Annotated in this window: 17 protein-coding genes; 11 read left to right on the top strand and 6 right to left on the bottom strand. The window is 72.8% G+C overall.

All coding sequences use genetic code 11. The annotated features are described in order from the left end of the window. Positions 1-180: 180 nt before the first annotated feature. Complete coding sequence (locus ACZ6I1_RS05540) at positions 181-684, bottom strand: GNAT family N-acetyltransferase (protein WP_469283394.1); 504 nt, start codon at positions 682-684, stop codon at positions 181-183. Between the two features lie 38 nt (positions 685-722). On the opposite strand from ACZ6I1_RS05540, the gene ACZ6I1_RS05535 reads away from it, so the two are divergent. Next, positions 723-1,526, top strand: a complete 804-nt coding sequence (locus ACZ6I1_RS05535) for an exodeoxyribonuclease III (protein ID WP_469283393.1) — start codon at positions 723-725, stop codon at positions 1,524-1,526. Here the strand turns inward: ACZ6I1_RS05535 and ACZ6I1_RS05530 are convergent. Further along, the gene (locus ACZ6I1_RS05530) at positions 1,508-2,167 is read right to left on the bottom strand and encodes a MerR family transcriptional regulator (protein WP_469283391.1); all 660 of its coding nucleotides are present in this window, start codon (positions 2,165-2,167) and stop codon (positions 1,508-1,510) included. The two genes, ACZ6I1_RS05535 and ACZ6I1_RS05530, sit on opposite strands and share 19 nt — an antisense overlap. A gap of 191 nt (positions 2,168-2,358) precedes the next feature. Here ACZ6I1_RS05530 and ACZ6I1_RS05525 point away from each other — a divergent pair, with 191 nt between their 5' ends. The 4 genes from ACZ6I1_RS05525 to ACZ6I1_RS05510 all read left to right on the top strand — a co-directional run bounded on the left by ACZ6I1_RS05525 (position 2,359) and on the right by ACZ6I1_RS05510 (position 6,083). Next, positions 2,359-3,963, top strand: coding sequence for a flavin-containing monooxygenase (locus tag ACZ6I1_RS05525; RefSeq protein ID WP_469283816.1), 1,605 nt, complete (start codon positions 2,359-2,361; stop codon positions 3,961-3,963). Further along, positions 3,960-4,895: an alpha/beta fold hydrolase gene (locus tag ACZ6I1_RS05520; RefSeq protein WP_469283389.1), complete on the top strand. Its 936-nt coding sequence runs from the start codon at positions 3,960-3,962 to the stop codon at positions 4,893-4,895. The genes ACZ6I1_RS05525 and ACZ6I1_RS05520 overlap by 4 nt, the downstream gene beginning before the upstream one ends. Further along, a complete protein-coding gene (locus ACZ6I1_RS05515; protein ID WP_469283387.1) occupies positions 4,892-5,776 on the top strand; it encodes an SDR family oxidoreductase in 885 nt (294 codons plus the stop codon). The genes ACZ6I1_RS05520 and ACZ6I1_RS05515 overlap by 4 nt, the downstream gene beginning before the upstream one ends. Before the next feature lie 76 nt (positions 5,777-5,852). Next, complete coding sequence (locus ACZ6I1_RS05510; RefSeq protein ID WP_469283385.1) at positions 5,853-6,083, top strand: hypothetical protein; 231 nt, start codon at positions 5,853-5,855, stop codon at positions 6,081-6,083. A gap of 78 nt (positions 6,084-6,161) precedes the next feature. Here the strand turns inward: ACZ6I1_RS05510 and ACZ6I1_RS05505 are convergent, their stop codons facing one another. Then, the gene (locus tag ACZ6I1_RS05505; RefSeq protein ID WP_469283383.1) at positions 6,162-9,452 is read right to left on the bottom strand and encodes a S41 family peptidase; all 3,291 of its coding nucleotides are present in this window, start codon (positions 9,450-9,452) and stop codon (positions 6,162-6,164) included. Positions 9,453-9,621: 169 nt separating this feature from the next. On the opposite strand from ACZ6I1_RS05505, the gene ACZ6I1_RS05500 reads away from it, so the two are divergent. Together ACZ6I1_RS05500 and ACZ6I1_RS05495 are read left to right on the top strand one after the other, a co-directional pair. After that, entirely contained in the window at positions 9,622-10,212 is a 591-nt protein-coding gene (locus tag ACZ6I1_RS05500) for a TetR/AcrR family transcriptional regulator (protein WP_469283381.1), read from the top strand. A 141-nt stretch (positions 10,213-10,353) separates the two neighbouring features. After that, positions 10,354-12,570 carry an MMPL family transporter gene (locus ACZ6I1_RS05495; protein WP_469283380.1) on the top strand — a complete coding sequence of 739 codons (2,217 nt, stop codon included), beginning with the start codon at positions 10,354-10,356 and terminating at the stop codon, positions 12,568-12,570. A gap of 89 nt (positions 12,571-12,659) precedes the next feature. On the opposite strand, the gene ACZ6I1_RS05490 is transcribed toward ACZ6I1_RS05495, so the two are convergent. Further along, on the bottom strand, positions 12,660-13,085 hold the full coding sequence (locus ACZ6I1_RS05490; protein ID WP_469283378.1) for an SsgA family sporulation/cell division regulator: 426 nt from the start codon (positions 13,083-13,085) through the stop codon (positions 12,660-12,662). Between the two features lie 179 nt (positions 13,086-13,264). Between ACZ6I1_RS05490 and ACZ6I1_RS05485 the strand changes: the two genes are divergently transcribed. Genes ACZ6I1_RS05485 through ACZ6I1_RS05470 form a run of 4 tightly spaced genes read left to right on the top strand, consistent with a single transcriptional unit; the run spans position 13,265 to position 17,057 of the window. After that, positions 13,265-14,350, top strand: coding sequence for an energy-coupling factor ABC transporter permease (locus ACZ6I1_RS05485; protein WP_469283376.1), 1,086 nt, complete (start codon positions 13,265-13,267; stop codon positions 14,348-14,350). Position 14,351: 1 nt separating this feature from the next. Continuing rightward, positions 14,352-15,113, top strand: a complete 762-nt coding sequence (gene cbiQ, locus ACZ6I1_RS05480; RefSeq protein WP_469283374.1) for a cobalt ECF transporter T component CbiQ — start codon at positions 14,352-14,354, stop codon at positions 15,111-15,113. Continuing rightward, positions 15,101-15,868, top strand: coding sequence for an energy-coupling factor ABC transporter ATP-binding protein (locus ACZ6I1_RS05475; protein ID WP_469283372.1), 768 nt, complete (start codon positions 15,101-15,103; stop codon positions 15,866-15,868). The genes cbiQ and ACZ6I1_RS05475 overlap by 13 nt, the downstream gene beginning before the upstream one ends. Positions 15,869-15,890: 22 nt before the next feature. Then, on the top strand, positions 15,891-17,057 hold the full coding sequence (locus ACZ6I1_RS05470) for a serine hydrolase domain-containing protein (protein ID WP_469283814.1): 1,167 nt from the start codon (positions 15,891-15,893) through the stop codon (positions 17,055-17,057). 139 nt (positions 17,058-17,196) lie between these two features. On the opposite strand, the gene ACZ6I1_RS05465 is transcribed toward ACZ6I1_RS05470, so the two are convergent. Together ACZ6I1_RS05465 and ACZ6I1_RS05460 are read right to left on the bottom strand one after the other, a co-directional pair. Then, on the bottom strand, positions 17,197-17,676 hold the full coding sequence (locus ACZ6I1_RS05465) for a YbaK/EbsC family protein (protein WP_469283371.1): 480 nt from the start codon (positions 17,674-17,676) through the stop codon (positions 17,197-17,199). Between the two features lie 47 nt (positions 17,677-17,723). Continuing rightward, positions 17,724-18,224, bottom strand: coding sequence for a hypothetical protein (locus ACZ6I1_RS05460; protein WP_469283369.1), 501 nt, complete (start codon positions 18,222-18,224; stop codon positions 17,724-17,726). Positions 18,225-18,294 lie beyond the last annotated feature (70 nt).

Below are 18,294 nucleotides of genomic sequence, written 5' to 3'. Positions count from 1 at the left end.
GGGGGCTCGGGCTGGTGGGGTGTGTGCGGGTCGGTTGCTGGGGCTCCGCCCCAGGCCCCGCGCCTCAAGCGCCGGCGGGGCTGGATGGGGCTCGGGTTCCGCCCCAGGCCCCGTGCCTCGAGCGCCGGCGGGGCTGGATGGGGGTCGGGGTTTTTAGGGGCGAGCGGTGCGGGGGGTGTGTCAAGAAGGGGAGTGGAGGGGTTTTGTCATGCAGCGGCTGGAGTCGTGGAAGCGGTAGTGGCCGAACTTGGCGGACAGGGTGTAGCCCGAGGACAGGTAGAGGGCTATCGCCTCCGGCTGCTGGTCGCCCGTCTCCAGGACCATCCGGGTGCGGCCCGCGGCGCGGGCGTCGTCCTCCAGGGCGGCCAGGATCCGGCGGGCCAGGCCCAGGCCGCGGGCTTCCGGGATGACGTACATGCGCTTCAGCTCGGCGTCGCCGTCCGCGTAGCCCTCCTCGTTCCGGTCCTGGCTGCGCCACCCGCCGCTGGCGACCGGCGCGCCCGCGGCGTCGTACGCCAGCAGGTAGAGGCCCTGCGGCGGGGTGAACATGGCCGGGTCGAGGAAGGTGGCGTCGCCCTCGTCGTCGTTGTACCGCGCCTGGTACTCCAGCTGGACCTGGTCACTGAGTTTGACCGCGTCCGGGTGGTCGTACGGCACTGGCTGGAGCTGGATCCCGTGAGACATCAGAACATCGTACGGAACCGTGCCGCTATGGTGCGGGGATGCTCATCGTGACCTCCGTGAATGTGAATGGGATCCGCGCTGCCGCCAAGAAGGGCTTCGGGGCGTGGCTCGAGGGATCCGACGCCGACGTGGTGTGCCTTCAGGAGGTACGGGCCGAGGAGGGGCAGATCCCGGACGAGGTGCGCAGTCCCGCGGGCTGGCACACCGTGTTCGCGCCCGCCGCCGTCAAGGGGCGGGCCGGGGTCGCGCTGTACACGCGGCGCGCGCCCGAGCGCGTGCAGGTGGGGTTCGGGAGTGACGAGTTCGACGCCAGCGGGCGGTACCTCGAGATCGACCTGCCCGGTGTGACCGTCGCCAGCCTCTACCTGCCCTCCGGTGAGGCCGGGACGCAGAAGCAGGAGGAGAAGTACCGCTTCATGGCGGAGTTCCACGTCTACCTCCAGGCCCTGCGGGCGCGGGCCGCCGCGGACGGGCGCGAGGTCGTGGTCTGCGGGGACTGGAACATCTGCCACCGGGAAGCCGACCTCAAGAACTGGAAGACGAACCGGAAGAACGCCGGCTTCCTGCCCGAGGAGCGGGAGTGGCTCGGCAAGGTCTACGACGAGGCCGGGTACGTGGACGTGGTGCGCGAGCTGCACCCCGACACCGAGGGCCCGTACTCCTGGTGGTCCTACCGCGGGCGGGCCTTCGACAACGACGCCGGCTGGCGGATCGACCTCCAGGTCGCCACTCCGGGCCTGGCGGCGAAGGCCGTGAAGGCGTTCGTGGAGCGGGCCGAGACGCACCCGGAGCGCTGGTCCGACCACGCGCCGGTGACGGTGGTCTACGAACTCGGGGTATGACCGGAGCCGGACGCCAGCAGGCGGTCCATCGCCATCGTCAGTTCGGCCTCGACCACGCTCTTGGCCAGCGGGCGCAGGCGGGGCAGGGCGTCCTCGGTGAGGTGGGCCGAGATCAGCTCGGTGAACAGGGCCGCCATCGCGTCCGCGTGCTCGCGGACGCGGCGGCCCGTCTCCAGGACGGCCGCCAGGGGTACACCCTCGCGGACCAGGGCCGAGGAGACGTCCAGCAGGCGGCGGCTGACGTGCACGATCTCGTCGCCGTCGGTGGCGAGGTAGCCGAGGGCGAGCGAGGCCGCCAGGTTCTCGGGGGTGACCTCGCCCTCGAAGTAGTCGGCCAGCGCCTCGGGGGTCAGCCGGACGGGGGTCTCCTCCGACCAGCCGATGCCGAGCAGCTCGCCGAGCTGGCTGACGTCGCGGCCGCTCTCGAAGGCGGCGGTCAGCTCGGCGATGCCGCCGAGGGTGTGGCCGCGCTCCAGCAGGGCGGCGATGGTCCGCAGCCGGGCCAGGTGGTGGTCGTCGTACCAGGCGATGCGGCCCTCGCGGCGCGGCGGCGGGAGCAGTTTGCGCTCGCGGTAGAAGCGCAGGGTGCGGACCGGGATGCCGGCCGCCTCGGCCAGTTCCTCCGTACGGTATTCGCGCACTGTCGCTCCTGCTTCCCTCTCCGCCACGTCCGAAGCCTATGGCGTACTGGCGGTAACTTTCCGAGCGCGACCCCTACCCATGAGTACGGGGCTGCTCTACTCTCCCGATTGTGCCAGTGATTGCTGGCAGCGTTGTGGATGCGGATGTGGATGGGAAGGCGGCGGGCATGGGCGGCATGGGCGGCGGCGACATCACGAAACGTGAGCACGTACGCGTGGCGGTGATCGGGTCGGGATTCGGCGGGCTCGGCGCGGCCGTGCGGCTGCGGCGCGAGGGGATCACGGACTTCGTCGTGCTGGAGCGCGCGGACTCGGTCGGCGGGACCTGGCGCGACAACAGCTATCCGGGGTGCGCGTGCGACGTCCCCTCGCACCTGTACTCCTTCTCCTTCGCGCCCAATCCGGACTGGCCCCGGACCTTCTCCGGGCAGCCCGCCATCCGCGCGTACCTCGAGCACGTCGCCGACACCTTCGGGCTGCGCCGCCACATCCGGCTCGGCCACGAGGTCCTGATGATGCGCTGGGACGCGGACGAGCTGCGCTGGGAGATCGAGACCTCGGCCGGAACGCTCACCGCCGACGTCGTGGTCTCGGCGACCGGGCCGCTGTCCGACCCGAAGATGCCGGAGGTCCCGGGGCTCTCCGGGTTCCCCGGCAAGGTCTTCCACTCCGCGCGCTGGGACCACGACTACGACCTCGCCGGCAAGCGCGTCGCCATGATCGGCACCGGCGCCTCCGCCATCCAGATCGTGCCCGCCATCGCGCCCGACGTGGAGCGGCTGACCCTCTTCCAGCGGACCCCGCCGTGGGTGATGCCGCGCACGGACCGGGCCATCACCGCCGTGGAGCGCTGGCTGCACCGCCAGCTGCCCTTCACCCGGGCGGCGCGCCGCGGCCTGCTGTGGGGCATCCGGGAACTGCAGGTCAGCGCCTTCACCAAGCGGCCGAACCAGCTCGGGCTCATCGAATCGCTCGCCAAGGCCAACATGGCCCGCTCGATCAAGGACCCGGCACTGCGCGCCAAGCTGACGCCCTCCTACCGGATCGGCTGCAAGCGGATCCTGCTCTCCAGCGAGTACTACCCGGCGCTGGCGCGGCCCAACGTGGACCTCGTCGCCTCCGGGCTGAAGGAGATCCGGGGCTCGGTCCTGGTCGCCGCCGACGGGACGCAGACCGAGGCCGACGCGATCGTCTTCGGCACCGGCTTCCACGTCACGGACATGCCGATCGCCGACCGGGTGGTGGGCGCGGAGGGCAAGACCCTCGCGGAGGAGTGGAAGGACGGGATGCAGTCGCTGCGCGGGGCCACCGCGGCCGGCTTCCCCAACTGGATGACGATCATCGGCCCGAACACCGGACTCGGGAACAGCTCGATGATCCTGATGATCGAGTCGCAGCTCAACTACATGGCGGATTACCTGCGGCAGCTGGGCATGCTGGGCGGGAAGGTCGCGCTGGCGGCCCGGCCCTCGGCCGTGAACAAGTGGAACCGGCAGGTCCAGGCACGGATGGAGCGGACGGTGTGGAACACCGGGGGCTGCACCAGCTGGTACCTCGATGCCCAGGGGCGCAACACCACCGTCTGGCCCGGCACCACGGGTGAGTTCCGCCGCGAGACCCGGCAGGTCGACCTGGCCGAGTACGAGGTCGTGCGGGTGCGTGAGCGTGAGCGCGAGCCGGTCCCGGCCGCCGCGGGGGCGCTGCCCCCGGACCCCCGCGCCTCAAACGCCGGCGGGGCTGGAGACGGAGCCGAAGTTGCCACTGGCGCGGCTGACAAGGTGGAGGACGCCGCGTGAGCCGGCTGACGCACGTCACCGCCGGGCCGTACGCTCCGCCCGCCGCGCGGCGCGAGCTCGTCGCCGAATCCGCCGACGGCGCCCGGCTGCACGTCGAGGTGCACGGGGACGAGGGCGCGCCGGCCGTGGTGCTGGCGCACGGCTGGACCTGCTCCACCGCCTTCTGGGCCGCGCAGATACGGGACCTGGCCGAGGACCACAGGGTCATCGCCTACGACCAGCGCGGCCACGGCCGCAGCCCCGCCGCCCTGACCCACAGCACCACCGCCCTCGCCGACGACCTGGTGGCCGTGTTCAAGGCCGCCCTGGCCCCCGGGGAGCGGGCGGTCGTCGCCGGGCACTCCATGGGCGGCATGACGATCATGGCGGCGGCCGCCCGGCCGGAGTTCGCCGAGCACGCCGCGGCCGCGCTGCTGTGCAGCACCGGCAGCGCCCGGCTGGTCGCGGAGGCGCAGGTCCTGCCGCTGCGCCCCGGGCGGGCGCGGACCCGTCTCACCGGCGCGGTCCTCGGCTCCCGGGCCCCGCTCGGCCCGGTCACGCCCGTCGCCAGGAGGATCCTCAAGTACGCCACCATGGGCGCCGGTTCGGCTCCCGAGAAGGTCGAGGCGTGCGCCCGTATCGTGCACGCCTGCCCCACCCGGGTCCGGCACGCCTGGTCCGAGGTGCTGGCCGGCCTGGACCTGGACGCCGACGTGGCCCGGCTGACGGTGCCCACCGCCGTCATCGGGGGCAAGGACGACCGGCTCACGCCCGTCGTGCACGCCCGGGGACTCGCGGCCGCGCTGCCGAACTGCGTGGGCCTCACCGAGCTCACCGGCATGGGGCACATGACCCCGATCGAGGCCCCGGAGGCCGTCGCCAACGCCGTGCGCGAGCTGGCCTCGCAGTTCTTGGAACAGCGCGGCCTCGACCAGAAGGAGAAGTCGCTGTGAGCGCACGCAGGAGTCTGGAAGGCCAGGTCGCCGTCGTCACCGGCGCCGCCCGCGGGGTCGGCGAGCTGCTCGCCCGCAAACTCTCCGCGCGCGGCGCGAAGATCGCGCTCGTCGGCCTGGAGCCGGCGGCCCTCAAGGAGGTCTCCGAGCGGCTGCACACCGACAGCGACCACTGGCACGCCGACGTCACCGACCACGAGGCCATGGCCCGGGTCGCCCAGGAGGTCAAGCAGCGCTTCGGCAAGGTCGACATCGTCGTGGCCAACGCGGGCGTGGCCTCCGGCGGGCCGTTCGCCGACTCCGACCCCGACGCCTGGCGCCGGGTGATCGAGGTCAACCTCATCGGCGGGGCCGTCACCGCCCGCGCCTTCCTGCCGGTGCTGACCGAGAGCCGCGGCTACTTCCTCCAGATCGCCTCGCTCGCGGCGATCACCCCGGCGCCGATGATGAGCGCCTACTGCGCCTCCAAGTCCGGTGTCGAGGCCTTCGCCCACTGCCTGCGCGCCGAGGTCGGCCACAAGGGCGTCAAGGTGGGCGTCGGCTACCTCTCCTGGACCGACACCGACATGGTGCGCGGGGCCGACCAGGACGAGGTCATGCGGGAGCTGCGCCGGCGGCTGCCGTGGCCCTCGAACCGCACGTACCCGCTGGGCCCGGCCGTCGACCGGATCGTCGCGGGCATCGAGCGGCGCTCGGCGCACGTGTACGCGCAGTGGTGGCTGCGCGGCATGCAGGGCACCCGCGGCTACCTGCCGGGCATCATCGCGACGGTCGGCGCGCGGGAGATGAAGCGGTTCGAGCCGCGGCTGGCCGGTGTGTCGAAGGGGCTGGTGGGGGCCGGCGGGGCCGCGGACGAGCGGGAGCGCACGCAGAGTAACTGATCGAAATGCGTCCTTTGTCCGCCCATGCCAATCTGGTCGAGGCCCCACCACCAACACCCCTCATGGAGTGAAAAGCATGGGCATCAAGGACCAGTTCAACGAAAAGGCGCAGGAACTCAAGGGCAAGGCCTCCCAGGCCGCGAAGGGCGTGCAGGACGAGGCGTCCGAGCGCTCCCGGCAGCTGAGGGAGAAGAAGCAGCCGCAGCAGCCGCAGGCCAGGCAGCCGCAGCAGCCGCAGCAGCCGCAGGCCAAGCGGCCGCCCGCCGACAGGGCCCGCGACGAGTTCGACGAGAACTGGGACGCCTGATCCGATCGGCCGAAGGGGCGCGACCATCCGGTCGCGCCCCTTCCGCATGCCCTCGCCGGCGGCGGTTGCGCCGGCTGCCTACGGCCGCGGCGGCAGCTTCGGACGCCGCAGGTCCGGTACGTCCGTGTAGCCGGGCGGCACCGCGGCCGGGTCCTGCTCCAGCAGTTCCAGCGCCAGGTGCACGGCGTCGTCCAGCTGCGCGTGCCGACCCTCCGCCCAGTCGAGGGGGGTGCGCAGGATCGCGAGGTCCGGTTCCACCCCGTGGTTCTCCACCGACCAGCCGTACTCCGGGAACCAGGCGGCGTTCATCGGCACCGTGATCACCGTGCCGTCGCCGAGGGTGTGCCGGCCGGTCATGCCGACCACCCCGCCCCAGGTGCGCTGGCCCACCACCGGGCCCAGCCCGAGCAGTTTGATGGCCGCGGTGATCATGTCCCCGTCCGAGGAGGTCGCCTCGTCGGCGAGCGCCACGATCGGACCGCGGGGCGCGTTGGAGGCGTACGAGACCGGCTGGGCGTTGCGCGTGAGGTCCCAGCCGAGGATGGAGCGGGTCAGCTTCTCCACCACCAGCTCGCTGATGTGCCCGCCCGCGTTGCCGCGTACGTCCACGATGAGCGCGGGCCGGGACATCTCCATCCGCAGATCGCGGTTGAACTGGGCCCAGCCCGACCCGCCCATGTCGGGGATGTGCAGGTAGCCGCACCGGCCGCCGCTGAGCTCGCGCACCACCGCGCGCCGCTTGGACACCCAGTCCTGGTAGCGCAGCGGCCGCTCGTCGATCAGCGGTACGACGGCCACCCGGCGGGAGGGGCCCTCGCCCTCCGCGGGCTGGAAGGTCAGCTCCACGGTGGTGCCGCCGGCCCCCGCCAGCAGCGGGTAGGGGCCGCTGACCGGGTCCACCGGGCGCCCGTCCACGTGGGTGAGCAGGGCGCCCTCCCGGATGCCGGTGCCGGCCAGCGGGGAGCGAGCCTTGGAGTCGGAGGACTCGCCGGGCAGGATCCGGCTGAGCACCCATCCGCCGTCCCGGGGCACGAAGTTGGCGCCGAGCAGTCCGATCGCCCGCTGGTAGTGCGGGGGGCCCTCGTTGCGGCGCGAGGCGGCGACGTACGCGTGGGAGGTGCCCAGTTCACCGAGGACCTCGCGCAGCAGGTCGCCGAACTCGTCCGGTGAGGCGACCCGTTCGACCAGGGGGCGGTACTGGCGCAGGACGCCGTCCCAGTCGATGCCGCACATCTTGGGCTCCCAGAAGTACGCGCGGATGATCCGCCCGGCCTCCTCGAAGGCCTGGCGCCACTCCGCCGCCGGGTCCACCTCGTGCAGGATGCGCCGCAGGTCCAGGTAGACGGTCGAGTCGCTGTCGCCCGACTCGGTGGCCGGGACCGCCCGCAGGTCGCCGTCGTCGTTGATCACGAGCCGGGTGCCGTCGCCGCTGACCGCGAACCAGTCCAGCCCCGAGGCGAGTTCGGTCTTGCGGGCCTTGGTGAGGTCGAAGTGCTCCAGCGTCGGCTTGCCGCTGATGTCGGCCGGGTTGGCGAAGGTCTCGCCGAGCGCGCCCGAGATCGGCCAGCGCAGCCACACCAGTCCGCCGCCGTGCACGGGGTAGAGGGCCGAGTACTTCGACGCGGTCACCGGGAAGGGCGTGACCCGGCTCTCCAGGCCCTCCACCTCCACGGTCACCGCGCCGTCGCCGGTGTCCGGCTCGCCCTCGCCGGGGTCGAGCCCGCCGGCCGCCGGGCGCCCTTCGGCGGACAGGGCGAACGGCGAGGGGGTCGCGGAGGAGAGCGGCACCAGGTAGGGGCGGCAGCCCAGCGGGAAGGACAGGTCTCCGGTGTGCACGTCGTACACCGGGTCGAAGCCGCGCCACGACAGGAAGGCCAGGTAGCGGCCGTCCCGGGTGAAGACCGGATTCTCGTCCTCGAAGCGGCCGTTGGTGACGTCCACGACGATCCGCGCGCCCGGGCCGGCGATCCGGGCCATCTTGATCTGCCGCAGCGACCGGCCGATGCCCGGGTGCGACCAGGTCAGCCAGGCCCCGTCGGGAGAGAACGCCAGGTCGGTGACGGGCCCGTTGATGGACCGGATCAGCTCGGTGACCTCGCCTTCGGACTCCTCCGTATCCGCGGCGTCGGCCGCTTGTTCGGACACGTTGATCAGGAGCAGCCGCCCGTCGTGGGAGGCGATGGCGAGCCGGTCCCCGTCCGGGTCCGACAGGAGCTCGGTCACGCGCCCCAGCTCGCCCGAGGCCAGCCGGCGCGGCTCCCGGTCCCCGGAGGCCCGCGGCAGGTAGGCGATCTCGATGGCGTCCTCGCCCTCGGCGTCGGTCACGTACGCGACCTGCCCGCTGCTGCCGAGCATCTCGGGCAGCCGCACCCGTACGCCCGGGGTGTCGGCGATGGTGCGGGCCGGGCCGTCGCGGTGGGTCAGCCAGTACAGGCTGCCGCGTACGACGACCGCGCTGGCCCGGCCGGTGGTGTCGACGGACAGCGAGTCGACGTGGCTGGCGGCCGGTACCTGGTAGCTGCGGCGGCCGGCGCGCGGCCCGCCGAGCCGGACGTCGAGCCGGCGCGGGAGGGCGTCGGGAGCCAGGGACTCCACGAGCCAGATGTCCCCGGCGCACTGGTAGACGATCCGGGTGCCGTCGCTGGAGGCGTGCCGGGCGTAGAACTCCTCGTGGTCGGTGTGCCGGCGCAGGTCGGTGCCGTCGGGCAGGCAGGAGTAGAGGTTGCCGATGCCCTCGTGGTCGGAGAGGAAGGCGATCCGGCCGCCGACGAACATCGGGGAGTCGAGGTGCCCCTCGACGTCCTCCAGCAACTGCTCGCCGTGCAGCCACAGCCGGCCGGTGGCGCCGCCGCGGTAGCGCTTCCACGCGGCGGGCTCGTGGGGCGGCTTGCCGGTCAGCAGGAGGGTGCGGTGCTCTCCGCCGATGTCGGCGACCTGGATGTCGGAGCAGGGGCCCCAGGGCAGGCGGCCGCCGGGGCTGCCGTCCGTGGGCAGCTTGTAGGCCCAGGCGAAGTAGGAGAACGGCTGGCCGTGCGAGGAGACCGCCAGGACGTTGCCGTCCGGGTCCCAGCCGCAGACCCGGGTGTCGATGGACCCCCAGTGGCTGAGCTGGCGGGCCGGGCCCCCGTCGACGGGGACGAGGTGGATTTCGGGGTCGAGCGTGCGCCAGGTGGTGAAGGCGATGTGCCGTCCGTCCGGGGAGAAGCGCGGGTGGCTGACCCGGGTCCGGTCGACGGTGATCCGCCAGGCGCGGCCGACCGGAGCTCCAGGGGGAACCAAGGGCGCCACCCAAAGATCGTCCTCGGTGGCGAAGCACAGGAGGTCGTCGTGCAGGTGCGGGAAGCGGAGGTACGCGACGTCGTGACTCACCCCCCAATGCTTTCCGCGCAGGGGGGCACCGGCAACTCGTACAGGTGATCCATGCCACCCCCCGGATCGAAACGGAACGGTTTCGTTTCGTTGGGGGCCGGGGTATCGTCGTACACGTACGGAACACGTTCGTTTCGATAAGAGGCGCGCTCGGACGGGAGGCACGGAGATGACCGAGGCGATGGCGGCCCGGCGCAGCCGGATCACCCCCGAGCGGGAAGCCGAACTCCACGGAGCGGTCCTGGACCTGCTCCGCGAAGTGGGCTACGAGGCGCTGACCATGGACGCGGTCGCCGCCCGCACCAAGTCCAGCAAGGCCACCCTCTACCGCCAGTGGGGGAGCAAGCCCGAGCTGGTCGCCAAGGCCCTGCGATGCACGCAGCCCGTCTCGCTGCGGGAAATCGACACGGGCAGCCTGCGCACGGACTTCGCGCGCATGGTCGAGTGCTCCGACGACGCGCAGATGGCCAAGGACACCGCCCTGATGCGGGGTCTGGCCCATGCCGTCCACGAGAGCCCGGAGCTCCACAAGGCCCTGCGGGACCTGCTGGTCGACCCCGAGATCAACGGCCTCCAGGCGATGCTCCGGCGCGCGGTGGACCGGGGCGAGATCCGCCCGGACTGCCCGGCACTGGACTTCGTACCGCACATGCTCATCGGGGCGTTCATCGCGCTCCCGCTGATCGAGGACCGCCCGGTGGACCGGGACTTCCTCGGCCACTTCATCGACGCCGTGGTCTTCCCCGCCCTCGGCGTCTGAACTCCCCGCCCCGCCCCGCCACGCCCCGTCCCCGCTGCACCGCCTGCTGTTCCTGACACGCCGCTCTCGTCGTCGGGCCGGCTCCCCATGCCCTGATCCGCACCGGATCCATCCCACGACCCGAACGGGAGAACCACCGACGTGGCCACCTTCCTCTACCGCCTCGGCCGGGGCGCCTTCCGGCGCCGCGGCCTCGTCGCCCTCATCTGGGTGGCGCTGCTGTTCGCCGCCGGATTCGGCGCGGCATCGGCGTCCGCACCCACCTCAGGCTCGTTCTCGATACCCGGCACGGAGGCCCAGAAGGCCTTCGACGTGCTGGACGAGAAGTTCCCCGGAATGGCCGCCGACGGCGCCACCGCCCGGATCGTCATCAAGGCCCCGGCCGGCGCCAAGGTCACCGACCCGGAGCCCAAGGCCCAGGTCGAGAAGATCGTCGAGGACCTGAAGTCCGGTCCGGGCAAGGACCAGATCTCCTCGGTCGCCGACCCGTACCAGAGCCAGGCCGTGAGCCAGGACGGCTCCATCGCCTACATCAGCGCCAAGTACAAGGTCAGCGGCATGGAGCTGACCGACGCGACCCGCGACGCGCTGAAGGAGTCCGGCAAGGACGCCCAGGCGAAGGGCCTCACCGTCGAGATCGGCGGCGACGCGCTGATGGCGGCCCCCGAGACCGGTTCCGGTGAGATCATCGGCATCGCGGTCGCCGCGGTCGTCCTCGTCATCACCTTCGGCTCGCTGATCGCGGCCGGGCTGCCGCTGCTGACCGCGCTGATCGGCGTGGGCATCGGCGTCTCCTCCATCACCGCGCTCGCCAACGTGCTGGACCTCGGCAACACCACCTCCACCCTCGCGATGATGATCGGCCTCGCGGTCGGCATCGACTACGCCCTCTTCATCGTCTCCCGCTACCGCGCGGAGCTCGCCGAGGGCCGCGAGCGGGACGAGGCCGCCGGCCGGGCCGCCGGAACCGCCGGCTCCGCCGTCGTCTTCGCCGGTCTGACCGTGGTCATCGCCCTGGTGGGCCTGGCCGTCGTCAACATCCCGATGCTGACCAAGATGGGCTTCGCGGCCGCCGGAACCGTGGTCATCGCGGTGCTGGTCGCCCTCACGCTCGTCCCGGCCATCCTGGGCTTCGCGGGCAAGAAGGTCCTGCCGGCGGGCGAGAAGAGCAAGCTGTTCGGCAAGGGCGCGCGCAACGCGTCCTCCGCCGCGGACCTCGAGAAGAAGCCCAACGGCGGCACCCGCTGGGCCCGCTTCGTCCTGCGCCGCCCGGTCATGGTCCTGCTGGCCGGTGTGATCGGCCTCGGCATCATCGCCATCCCGGCGAGCAAGCTGGAGATGGGCCTGCCGGACGACGGCGCCCAGCCGGTCTCCACCACCCAGCGCCAGGCGTACGACCTGCTGTCCGACGGGTTCGGCCCGGGCTTCAACGGCCCGCTGATGGTCGTCGTCGACGGCGACAAGGCGCTCGCCGACAAGACCGTGGACCGGATCAAGGGCCTGGAGGGCGTGGCCGCGGTCATGCCGCCGATGCCCAACGAGGCCGGGGACGCCTCGGTGATCACGGTCGTCCCGAAGGACCGCCCGTCCTCCACGCAGACGGAGGACCTGGTCCACACCATCCGCGACGGCAGCGGGGACGACGTCATGGTCACCGGCGCCACCGCGATGAACATCGACTTCTCGCAGAAGATGAACGACGCGCTGCTGCCCTACCTGGCGCTCGTGGTCGGCCTCGCGTTCCTGCTGCTGATGCTGGTGTTCCGCTCGATCCTCGTCCCGCTCAAGGCGGCCCTCGGCTTCCTGCTCTCGGTGGTCGCCGCCCTCGGCGCGGTCGTCGCGGTCTTCCAGTGGGGCTGGCTCGGCTCGCTCTTCGGCGTGGAGCAGACCGGCCCGATCATGTCGATGATGCCGATCTTCATGGTGGGCGTGGTCTTCGGTCTGGCCATGGACTACGAGGTCTTCCTCGTCACCCGGATGCGGGAGGCGTACGTCCACGGCGAGCGCCCGGGCCAGGCGGTGGTGACCGGCTTCCAGTACAGCGCGCGGGTGGTGGTGGCCGCCGCCGTCATCATGATCGCGGTGTTCGCGGGCTTCATCGGGGCCAGCGAGCAGATGGTCAAGATGATCGGCTTCGGCCTGGCCGTCGCCGTCTTCTTCGACGCCTTCGTGGTCCGGATGGCCATCGTCCCGGCGGTGCTGGCGCTGCTCGGCCACAAGGCCTGGTGGCTGCCGCGCTGGCTGGACCGGCTGCTGCCGAACGTCGACGTGGAGGGCGAGAGCCTGCGCAAGCACCTCGCGGGCGCGTCGGACACCTCGGAGGGCCCGGACAAGGACCGCGAGCTGGTCAGCGCCTGACCCCGGCGCGTACGGGTTCTCCGTACGGCTGAACACCCCGGCCCCGTACCGCCTGAACACCAGGCGGTACGGGGCCCGTCGCGTTGCGCCTAACGGGTGGCGGCGGTGTACGTACGGCGCAGGAAGCGGCGCAGGGCGGCGATGTCGAACTGGACCACGGCGACGCCGTCGGGGGAGTGGAACTCCACGACGGCCTGGACGCGGCCGCACGGCCAAATGCGTACGTCCCCGGTGCCGGTCGGGGCCTGGAGGCCCGCCTCGAGGAGGGCGCGGGGGAAGACCCACTCGTTGTCGGTGCCCTCGGGGGACAGGCCCGCGGGGAAGACGATCCGCACGGCCAGCGGCTCGGACGCGGCGAAGCGCAGGGCCACCGGGACCTTCCGGTAGAGCGGATCGTCGCTGATCACGCGCGCGGTGACGCGCTCCTCGACGGCGATCGCGGTGGCGGTGGCGGTCGCGGTGGCGGTGGCGCTCGCGGTGGCGCTCGCGGGGGGATTCTCGGCGGTGGCTGACACGACAAGGCTCCTCTTATTCGGGCCATATGCGTCCGTTGTCCTCAAGCCTCGCATACTCACACGAATCCGCACGGATCTATTTGTGATGCAGACGCTCTTGCCAATCGTTTGCAACTGGGCACTATTCTTGAACGGTTAAAGACGGTGTAAGAAGACGGTGTGAGAAGCGGAGCCACTCCATGCATGTGCCCGACGGATTCATCAATGCACCCGTATCGGTGGCCGCCGGAGTGGCGGCAGCCGCCGCCGTCGCCGTGTGCCTCCGCGGAGCCCGGCGGGAGCTTGGGGGCACCTCCCAGGCCGGAGGCCCAGGGGGAGAGCGGACGGCGCCGCTGGCCGGCCTCGTCGCCGCCTTCATCTTCGCCGTGCAGATGCTGAACTTCCCCGTCGCCGCCGGCACCAGCGGGCACCTGCTGGGCGGCGCCCTCGCGGCGATACTCGTCGGCCCCTATACGGGCGTGCTGTGCGTGTCCGTGGTCCTGCTCATGCAGGGCATCCTCTTCGCCGACGGCGGCCTGACCGCCCTCGGCGTCAACATCACCGTCATGGGCGTCGTCACCGTCGTCCTCTCCTACGCGGTCTTCCGCGGGCTCCTCAAGGTGCTGCCCGCGACCCGCCGCTCGGTGACCGTCGCCGCCTTCGCCGGAGCCCTGCTCTCGGTGCCCGGCGCGGCCGCCGCCTTCACCGCGCTCTACGCGATCGGCGGCACCACCGACGTCTCCCTCGGCAAGGTGCTCACCGCGATGGTCGGCGTGCACGTGCTCATCGGCATCGGCGAGGCCGCCATCACCGCGGCCACCGTCGGCGCCGTGATCGCCGTACGGCCCGACCTGGTGCACGGGGCGCGCGGACTGGCCGCCCCGCTGAAGCTGCGCGTCGGCGGCGTGCTCGTCGACGCCCCGGCCGCCGCCCCCGCCCCCGCTCCGGCCGCGGCCCGCTCCACCACCAAGGTGTGGGCCACCGGCCTCGTCACCGCCCTGGCCCTGGCCGGGTTCGTCTCCTTCTACGCCTCCGCCAGCCCCGACGGCCTGGAGAAGGTCGCCGCCGACCAGGGCATCGACGCCACGGTCGAGGAGCACGCGGCCGCCGGCTCCCCGCTCGCCGACTACGCCGTCAAGGACGTCGCCGACGCCCGCCTCTCCGGCGGCCTCGCGGGCGCCCTCGGCGTCGGGGCGACCGTCGCCGTCGGCACGGGCGTCTTCTGGGTGGTCCGCCGCCGCCGTACGGACGAGCAGGCCGCCCCCGCCCAGGCCCCGGCGGCCTGAGATGGGTGCGGGCCACGCCCACCGGCTCTACCGGCACGGGCACTCACTGGTGCACGCGCTGCCGCCGCACTGCAAGCTCGCGGCGACCTTCGCCTTCGTGGTGGTCGTGGTCTCCACCCCGCGCGAGGCGGTGTGGGCCTTCGGCGCCTACGCCGTCCTGCTCGCCGCCGTCACGGCCGCCGCCCGGGTCCCGGCCGGCTTCCTGCTGAAGCGGCTGCTGATCGAGATCCCGTTCGTGGCCTTCGCCGTGCTGATGCCCTTCGTGGCCGAGGGCGAGCGGGTGGACGTACTGGGCCTCTCGCTCAGCGTCTCCGGACTGTGGGGCGCCTGGAACGTGCTCGCCAAGGGCACCCTTGGCGTCGCCGCCTCCGTACTCCTCGCCTCCACGACGGAGCTGCGGGCACTGCTGCTGGGCCTCCAGCGGCTGAAGCTGCCGCCGCTGCTGGTACAGATCGCCTCGTTCATGATCCGGTACGGGGACGTGATCACCGGCGAGCTGCGGCGGATGTCCATCGCACGGCGCTCGCGCGGGTTCGAGGCGCGCGGGATCCGGCACTGGGGGGTGCTGGCCAAGACGGCGGGCGCGCTGTTCATCCGCTCCTACGAGCGCGGCGAGCGGGTCTACCTGGCGATGGTCAGCCGCGGCTACGCCGGTTCCATGCCGGTGATCGACGAAGCGGCGGCCTCGCGCACGCAGTGGGCGTACGCGGCCGCGCTCCCGGTGACGGCCCTCGCCGTCTGTCTGATGGGATGGACCCTGTGAACGCCCTTCCCTCCCCCTCCCTCGAGGTCTCCGGCCTCGCCTACGCCTACCCCGACGGGCACCAGGCCCTCTTCGGGGTCGACCTGACCGTCGGGCAGGGTGAGCGGGTGGCCCTCCTCGGGCCGAACGGCGCCGGCAAGACCACCCTCGTCCTGCACCTCAACGGCATCCTGGCCGGCGGGGCCGGCTCCGTGCGGGTGGCCGGGATGCCGGTGGAGAAGGGCAACTTCGCCGAGATCCGGCGCCGGGTCGGGATCGTCTTCCAGGACCCCGACGACCAGCTCTTCATGCCGACCGTCCGGGAGGACGTGGCCTTCGGCCCGGCCGCGGCCGGGATGCGCGGCGCCGAGCTGGAGGAACGCGTCCGGGACGCGCTGGAGCAGGTCGGCATGGCCGGCTTCGCCGACCGGCCCCCGCACCACCTGTCCTTCGGGCAGCGCCGCCGGGTCGCGGTGGCGACCGTACTGGCCATGCGGCCCGAGATCCTGGTCCTCGACGAGCCCTCCTCCAACCTGGACCCGGCCTCGCGGCGCGAACTCGCGGACATCCTGCGCGCGCTCGACGTGACGGTGCTGATGGTGACCCACGACCTCCCGTACGCGCTGGAGCTGTGCCCGCGCTCGGTCATCCTGAGCGAGGGCGTGATCGCCGCCGACGGCCGGACCCAGGACCTGCTGTGCGACGAGGAGCTCATGCGGGCCCACCGCCTGGAGCTGCCCTTCGGCTTCGACCCGCGTTCCGTATCGGTGGCATAAGCACCGGTCGGAGGTTGTTGGACTGCGCGTGGACATCCAGGGTGTGGTGACGGAGGGCTTCGAGCCCGTCAGAGACGCGTTCGTACGCAATTTCGAGGTGCTCGGGGACCGGGGCGCGGCCGTGGCCGTGTACCGGGACGGCCGCAAGGTCGTGGACCTGTGGGGCGGCACCAGGGACGCGAACGGCACAGAGCCGTGGACCGCCGGCACCGCGCAGATCGTCCGCTCCGCCACCAAGGGGGTGGCCGCCGCCGTACCCCTGCTGCTGCACCAGCGGGGCCTGCTGGACCTGGACGCGCCGGTGGGCTCGTACTGGCCGGAGTTCAAGGCGGGCGGCAAGGACCGGGTCCTGGTCCGCGACCTGCTCGCGCACCGGGCGGGCGTTCCCGCGCTGGATCGCGGGCTGACCGCGGCCCAGGCCGCGGACGGGGTCACCGGACCGCGCGCGGTCGCCGCGCAGCAGCCGTTCTGGGAGCCCGGCACCGCGCACGGCTACCACGCGCAGACCTACAGCTGGCTGCTGTCCGAGCTGGTGCTGCGGGCCACGGGGCGCACCGTCGGCGGGATCCTGGCGGAGGAGATCGCCGAGCCGCTGGGCCTGGACTTCTGGATCGGCCTGCCGGAGGACGAGGTCCACCGGGTGGGCCGGGTGGCGCCGGTCGACCCGCCGGAGAGCGCGGGCATGCTCAAGACCCGGCCGAGGCGAAACGTTTCCGAGGCCTACGCCGACCCGGACTCCCTCACCCGCCGCGCCTTCGCCGCCATCGACCCCCTGCCGGACGAGAACGACCCCGCCTACCGGGCGGCCGAGCTGCCGGCCTCGAACGGTATCGGCACGGCCCGCGCCCTGGCCCGCTTCTACGCGGCCACCGTCGGCGTGGTGGAGGACGGGGCGCGGATCTTCACCCCGGCCACCACCGCCCTCGCCGGCCAGGAACTCTCGGCCGGCCCGGACCGGGTCCTGGTGGTCAACACCCGCTTCGGCCCCGGCTACATGCTGCACGGCCCGGCCTCGCCGCTGCTCTCGCCCGCCTCCTTCGGCCACCCGGGCCGCGGCGGCTCCCTGGCCTTCGCGGACCCGGAGGCGGGCATCGGCTTCGGCTACGTCACCAACGCCCACGCCAAGTCGGTCACCGCCGACCCCCGTGCCCAGGCCCTGGTACGGGCCCTGCGCGCGTCCCTGGCCTGAGGCTCGTCCCGTACGTCGGCGAGGGTGGCCCCGGCGGCCCCTTTCCCGACGTGCCGCTCGCACGGCTCGGCCCTGGCGGGCCTCTCCGGCTTCGCGTCGCTGCGCCGGACTCCGTCCGTCGGGGGCGGGTGCGGTGGGGTCAGTGGGCGGTCTCCCGTACGTCGGCGAGGGTGGCCCCGGCGTATTCGACGAGCTCCTCCGGCCGCATGGGGAACACGGTGTGCGGGGTGCCGGCGGCGGCCCAGACCACGTCGTGGCCGAGCAGCCGCCGGTCGGCGAGCACCCGGGTGCGGGTGCGGTGCCCGAAGGGCGGGACCCCGCCGATGGCGTAGCCCGTCGTTTCGCGCACCAGTGCGGCATCCGCCCGGGTGACCTCCTCCGCCCCGAGCTCCCGGCGCACGGCCTCCGCGTCGACCCGCGAGGCCCCGTCCATCAGGACCAGCACCGGGACCCCGTCCGCGGCGAAGACCAGCGACTTCACGATCTGGCTGAGCTCGCAGCCGATCGCGGCGGCCGCGTCGGCCGCGGTACGGGTCCCTTCGGGAAAGGCCCGGACGGAGAGCTCGAGCCCCAGCCCGGCCAGGGCCTCGGCGAACAGGGGGTGCGTGGAGGTCGTCATACGGCGACGCTATCGCCGCGCGGCACGGCCAGGGAGCGGTTTGCGGCTCACGCCGCCGCCCAGCCACGCAGCAAGGACTCCCGCACGTGCGGCTTCGGGGTGCCCTCGGGGGCGTGCTCGCGACCCCACGCCTCGACCGCCCGCGGATCGGCGGTTCCGGCCACGAAGCGGGCGAGCAGGTCCTGCGAGAGCGCTGCCTCCTCCGCGCCGTACCCGCCGGCCGCCGCCGAGTACACCGTCACCGCCTCCGGCCCGTACTCCGTCTCCAGCCGCAGCGTCATCTCGGGCGGCCCCTCCCCGAGGAAGGTGCCGACCGCGGCCGAGAGCACCGCCCCGAGGAACTTGGGTGCGCGGCCCGCCGGACCCTCGATGGGCACGTCGTCCACGACCGCGGAACGCAGCCCTTCCCACGCCCACATGCGGGAGCCGTCGAGGTCGAAGGCCTCCAGCCCGTCCGCGCCCAGCCGCACGCAGCTCCCGCCGGCGGCGGGCGGCGAACCGACGTACACCGCGTCCGGAGTGACCCAGAACAGCCCGACCATCGCCACAACCGACTCCCGCTCTCGACCCTCGGCACCAGCCCCCGGCCACCCGTACCGCCCGCCGGAAACGGAACCC

It is taken from the genome of Streptomyces sp. NPDC046303, assembly GCF_055588085.1.
This window is presented reverse-complemented; position numbering and strand designations above follow the sequence as displayed.

Bases quoted from the DNA above. Each gene is read 5' to 3' on its own strand.
- ACZ6I1_RS05540 (WP_469283394.1), bottom strand. From the start codon at position 684: ATGTCTCACGGGATCCAGCTCCAGCCAGTGCCGTACGACCACCCGGAC.
- ACZ6I1_RS05535 (WP_469283393.1), top strand. From the start codon at position 723: ATGCTCATCGTGACCTCCGTGAATGTGAATGGGATCCGCGCTGCCGCC.
- ACZ6I1_RS05510 (WP_469283385.1), top strand. From the start codon at position 5,853: ATGGGCATCAAGGACCAGTTCAACGAAAAGGCGCAGGAACTCAAGGGC.
- ACZ6I1_RS05500 (WP_469283381.1), top strand. From the start codon at position 9,622: ATGACCGAGGCGATGGCGGCCCGGCGCAGCCGGATCACCCCCGAGCGG.
- ACZ6I1_RS05485 (WP_469283376.1), top strand. From the start codon at position 13,265: ATGCATGTGCCCGACGGATTCATCAATGCACCCGTATCGGTGGCCGCC.
- cbiQ (WP_469283374.1), top strand. From the start codon at position 14,352: ATGGGTGCGGGCCACGCCCACCGGCTCTACCGGCACGGGCACTCACTG.
- ACZ6I1_RS05475 (WP_469283372.1), top strand. From the start codon at position 15,101: ATGGACCCTGTGAACGCCCTTCCCTCCCCCTCCCTCGAGGTCTCCGGC.
- ACZ6I1_RS05465 (WP_469283371.1), bottom strand. From the start codon at position 17,676: ATGACGACCTCCACGCACCCCCTGTTCGCCGAGGCCCTGGCCGGGCTG.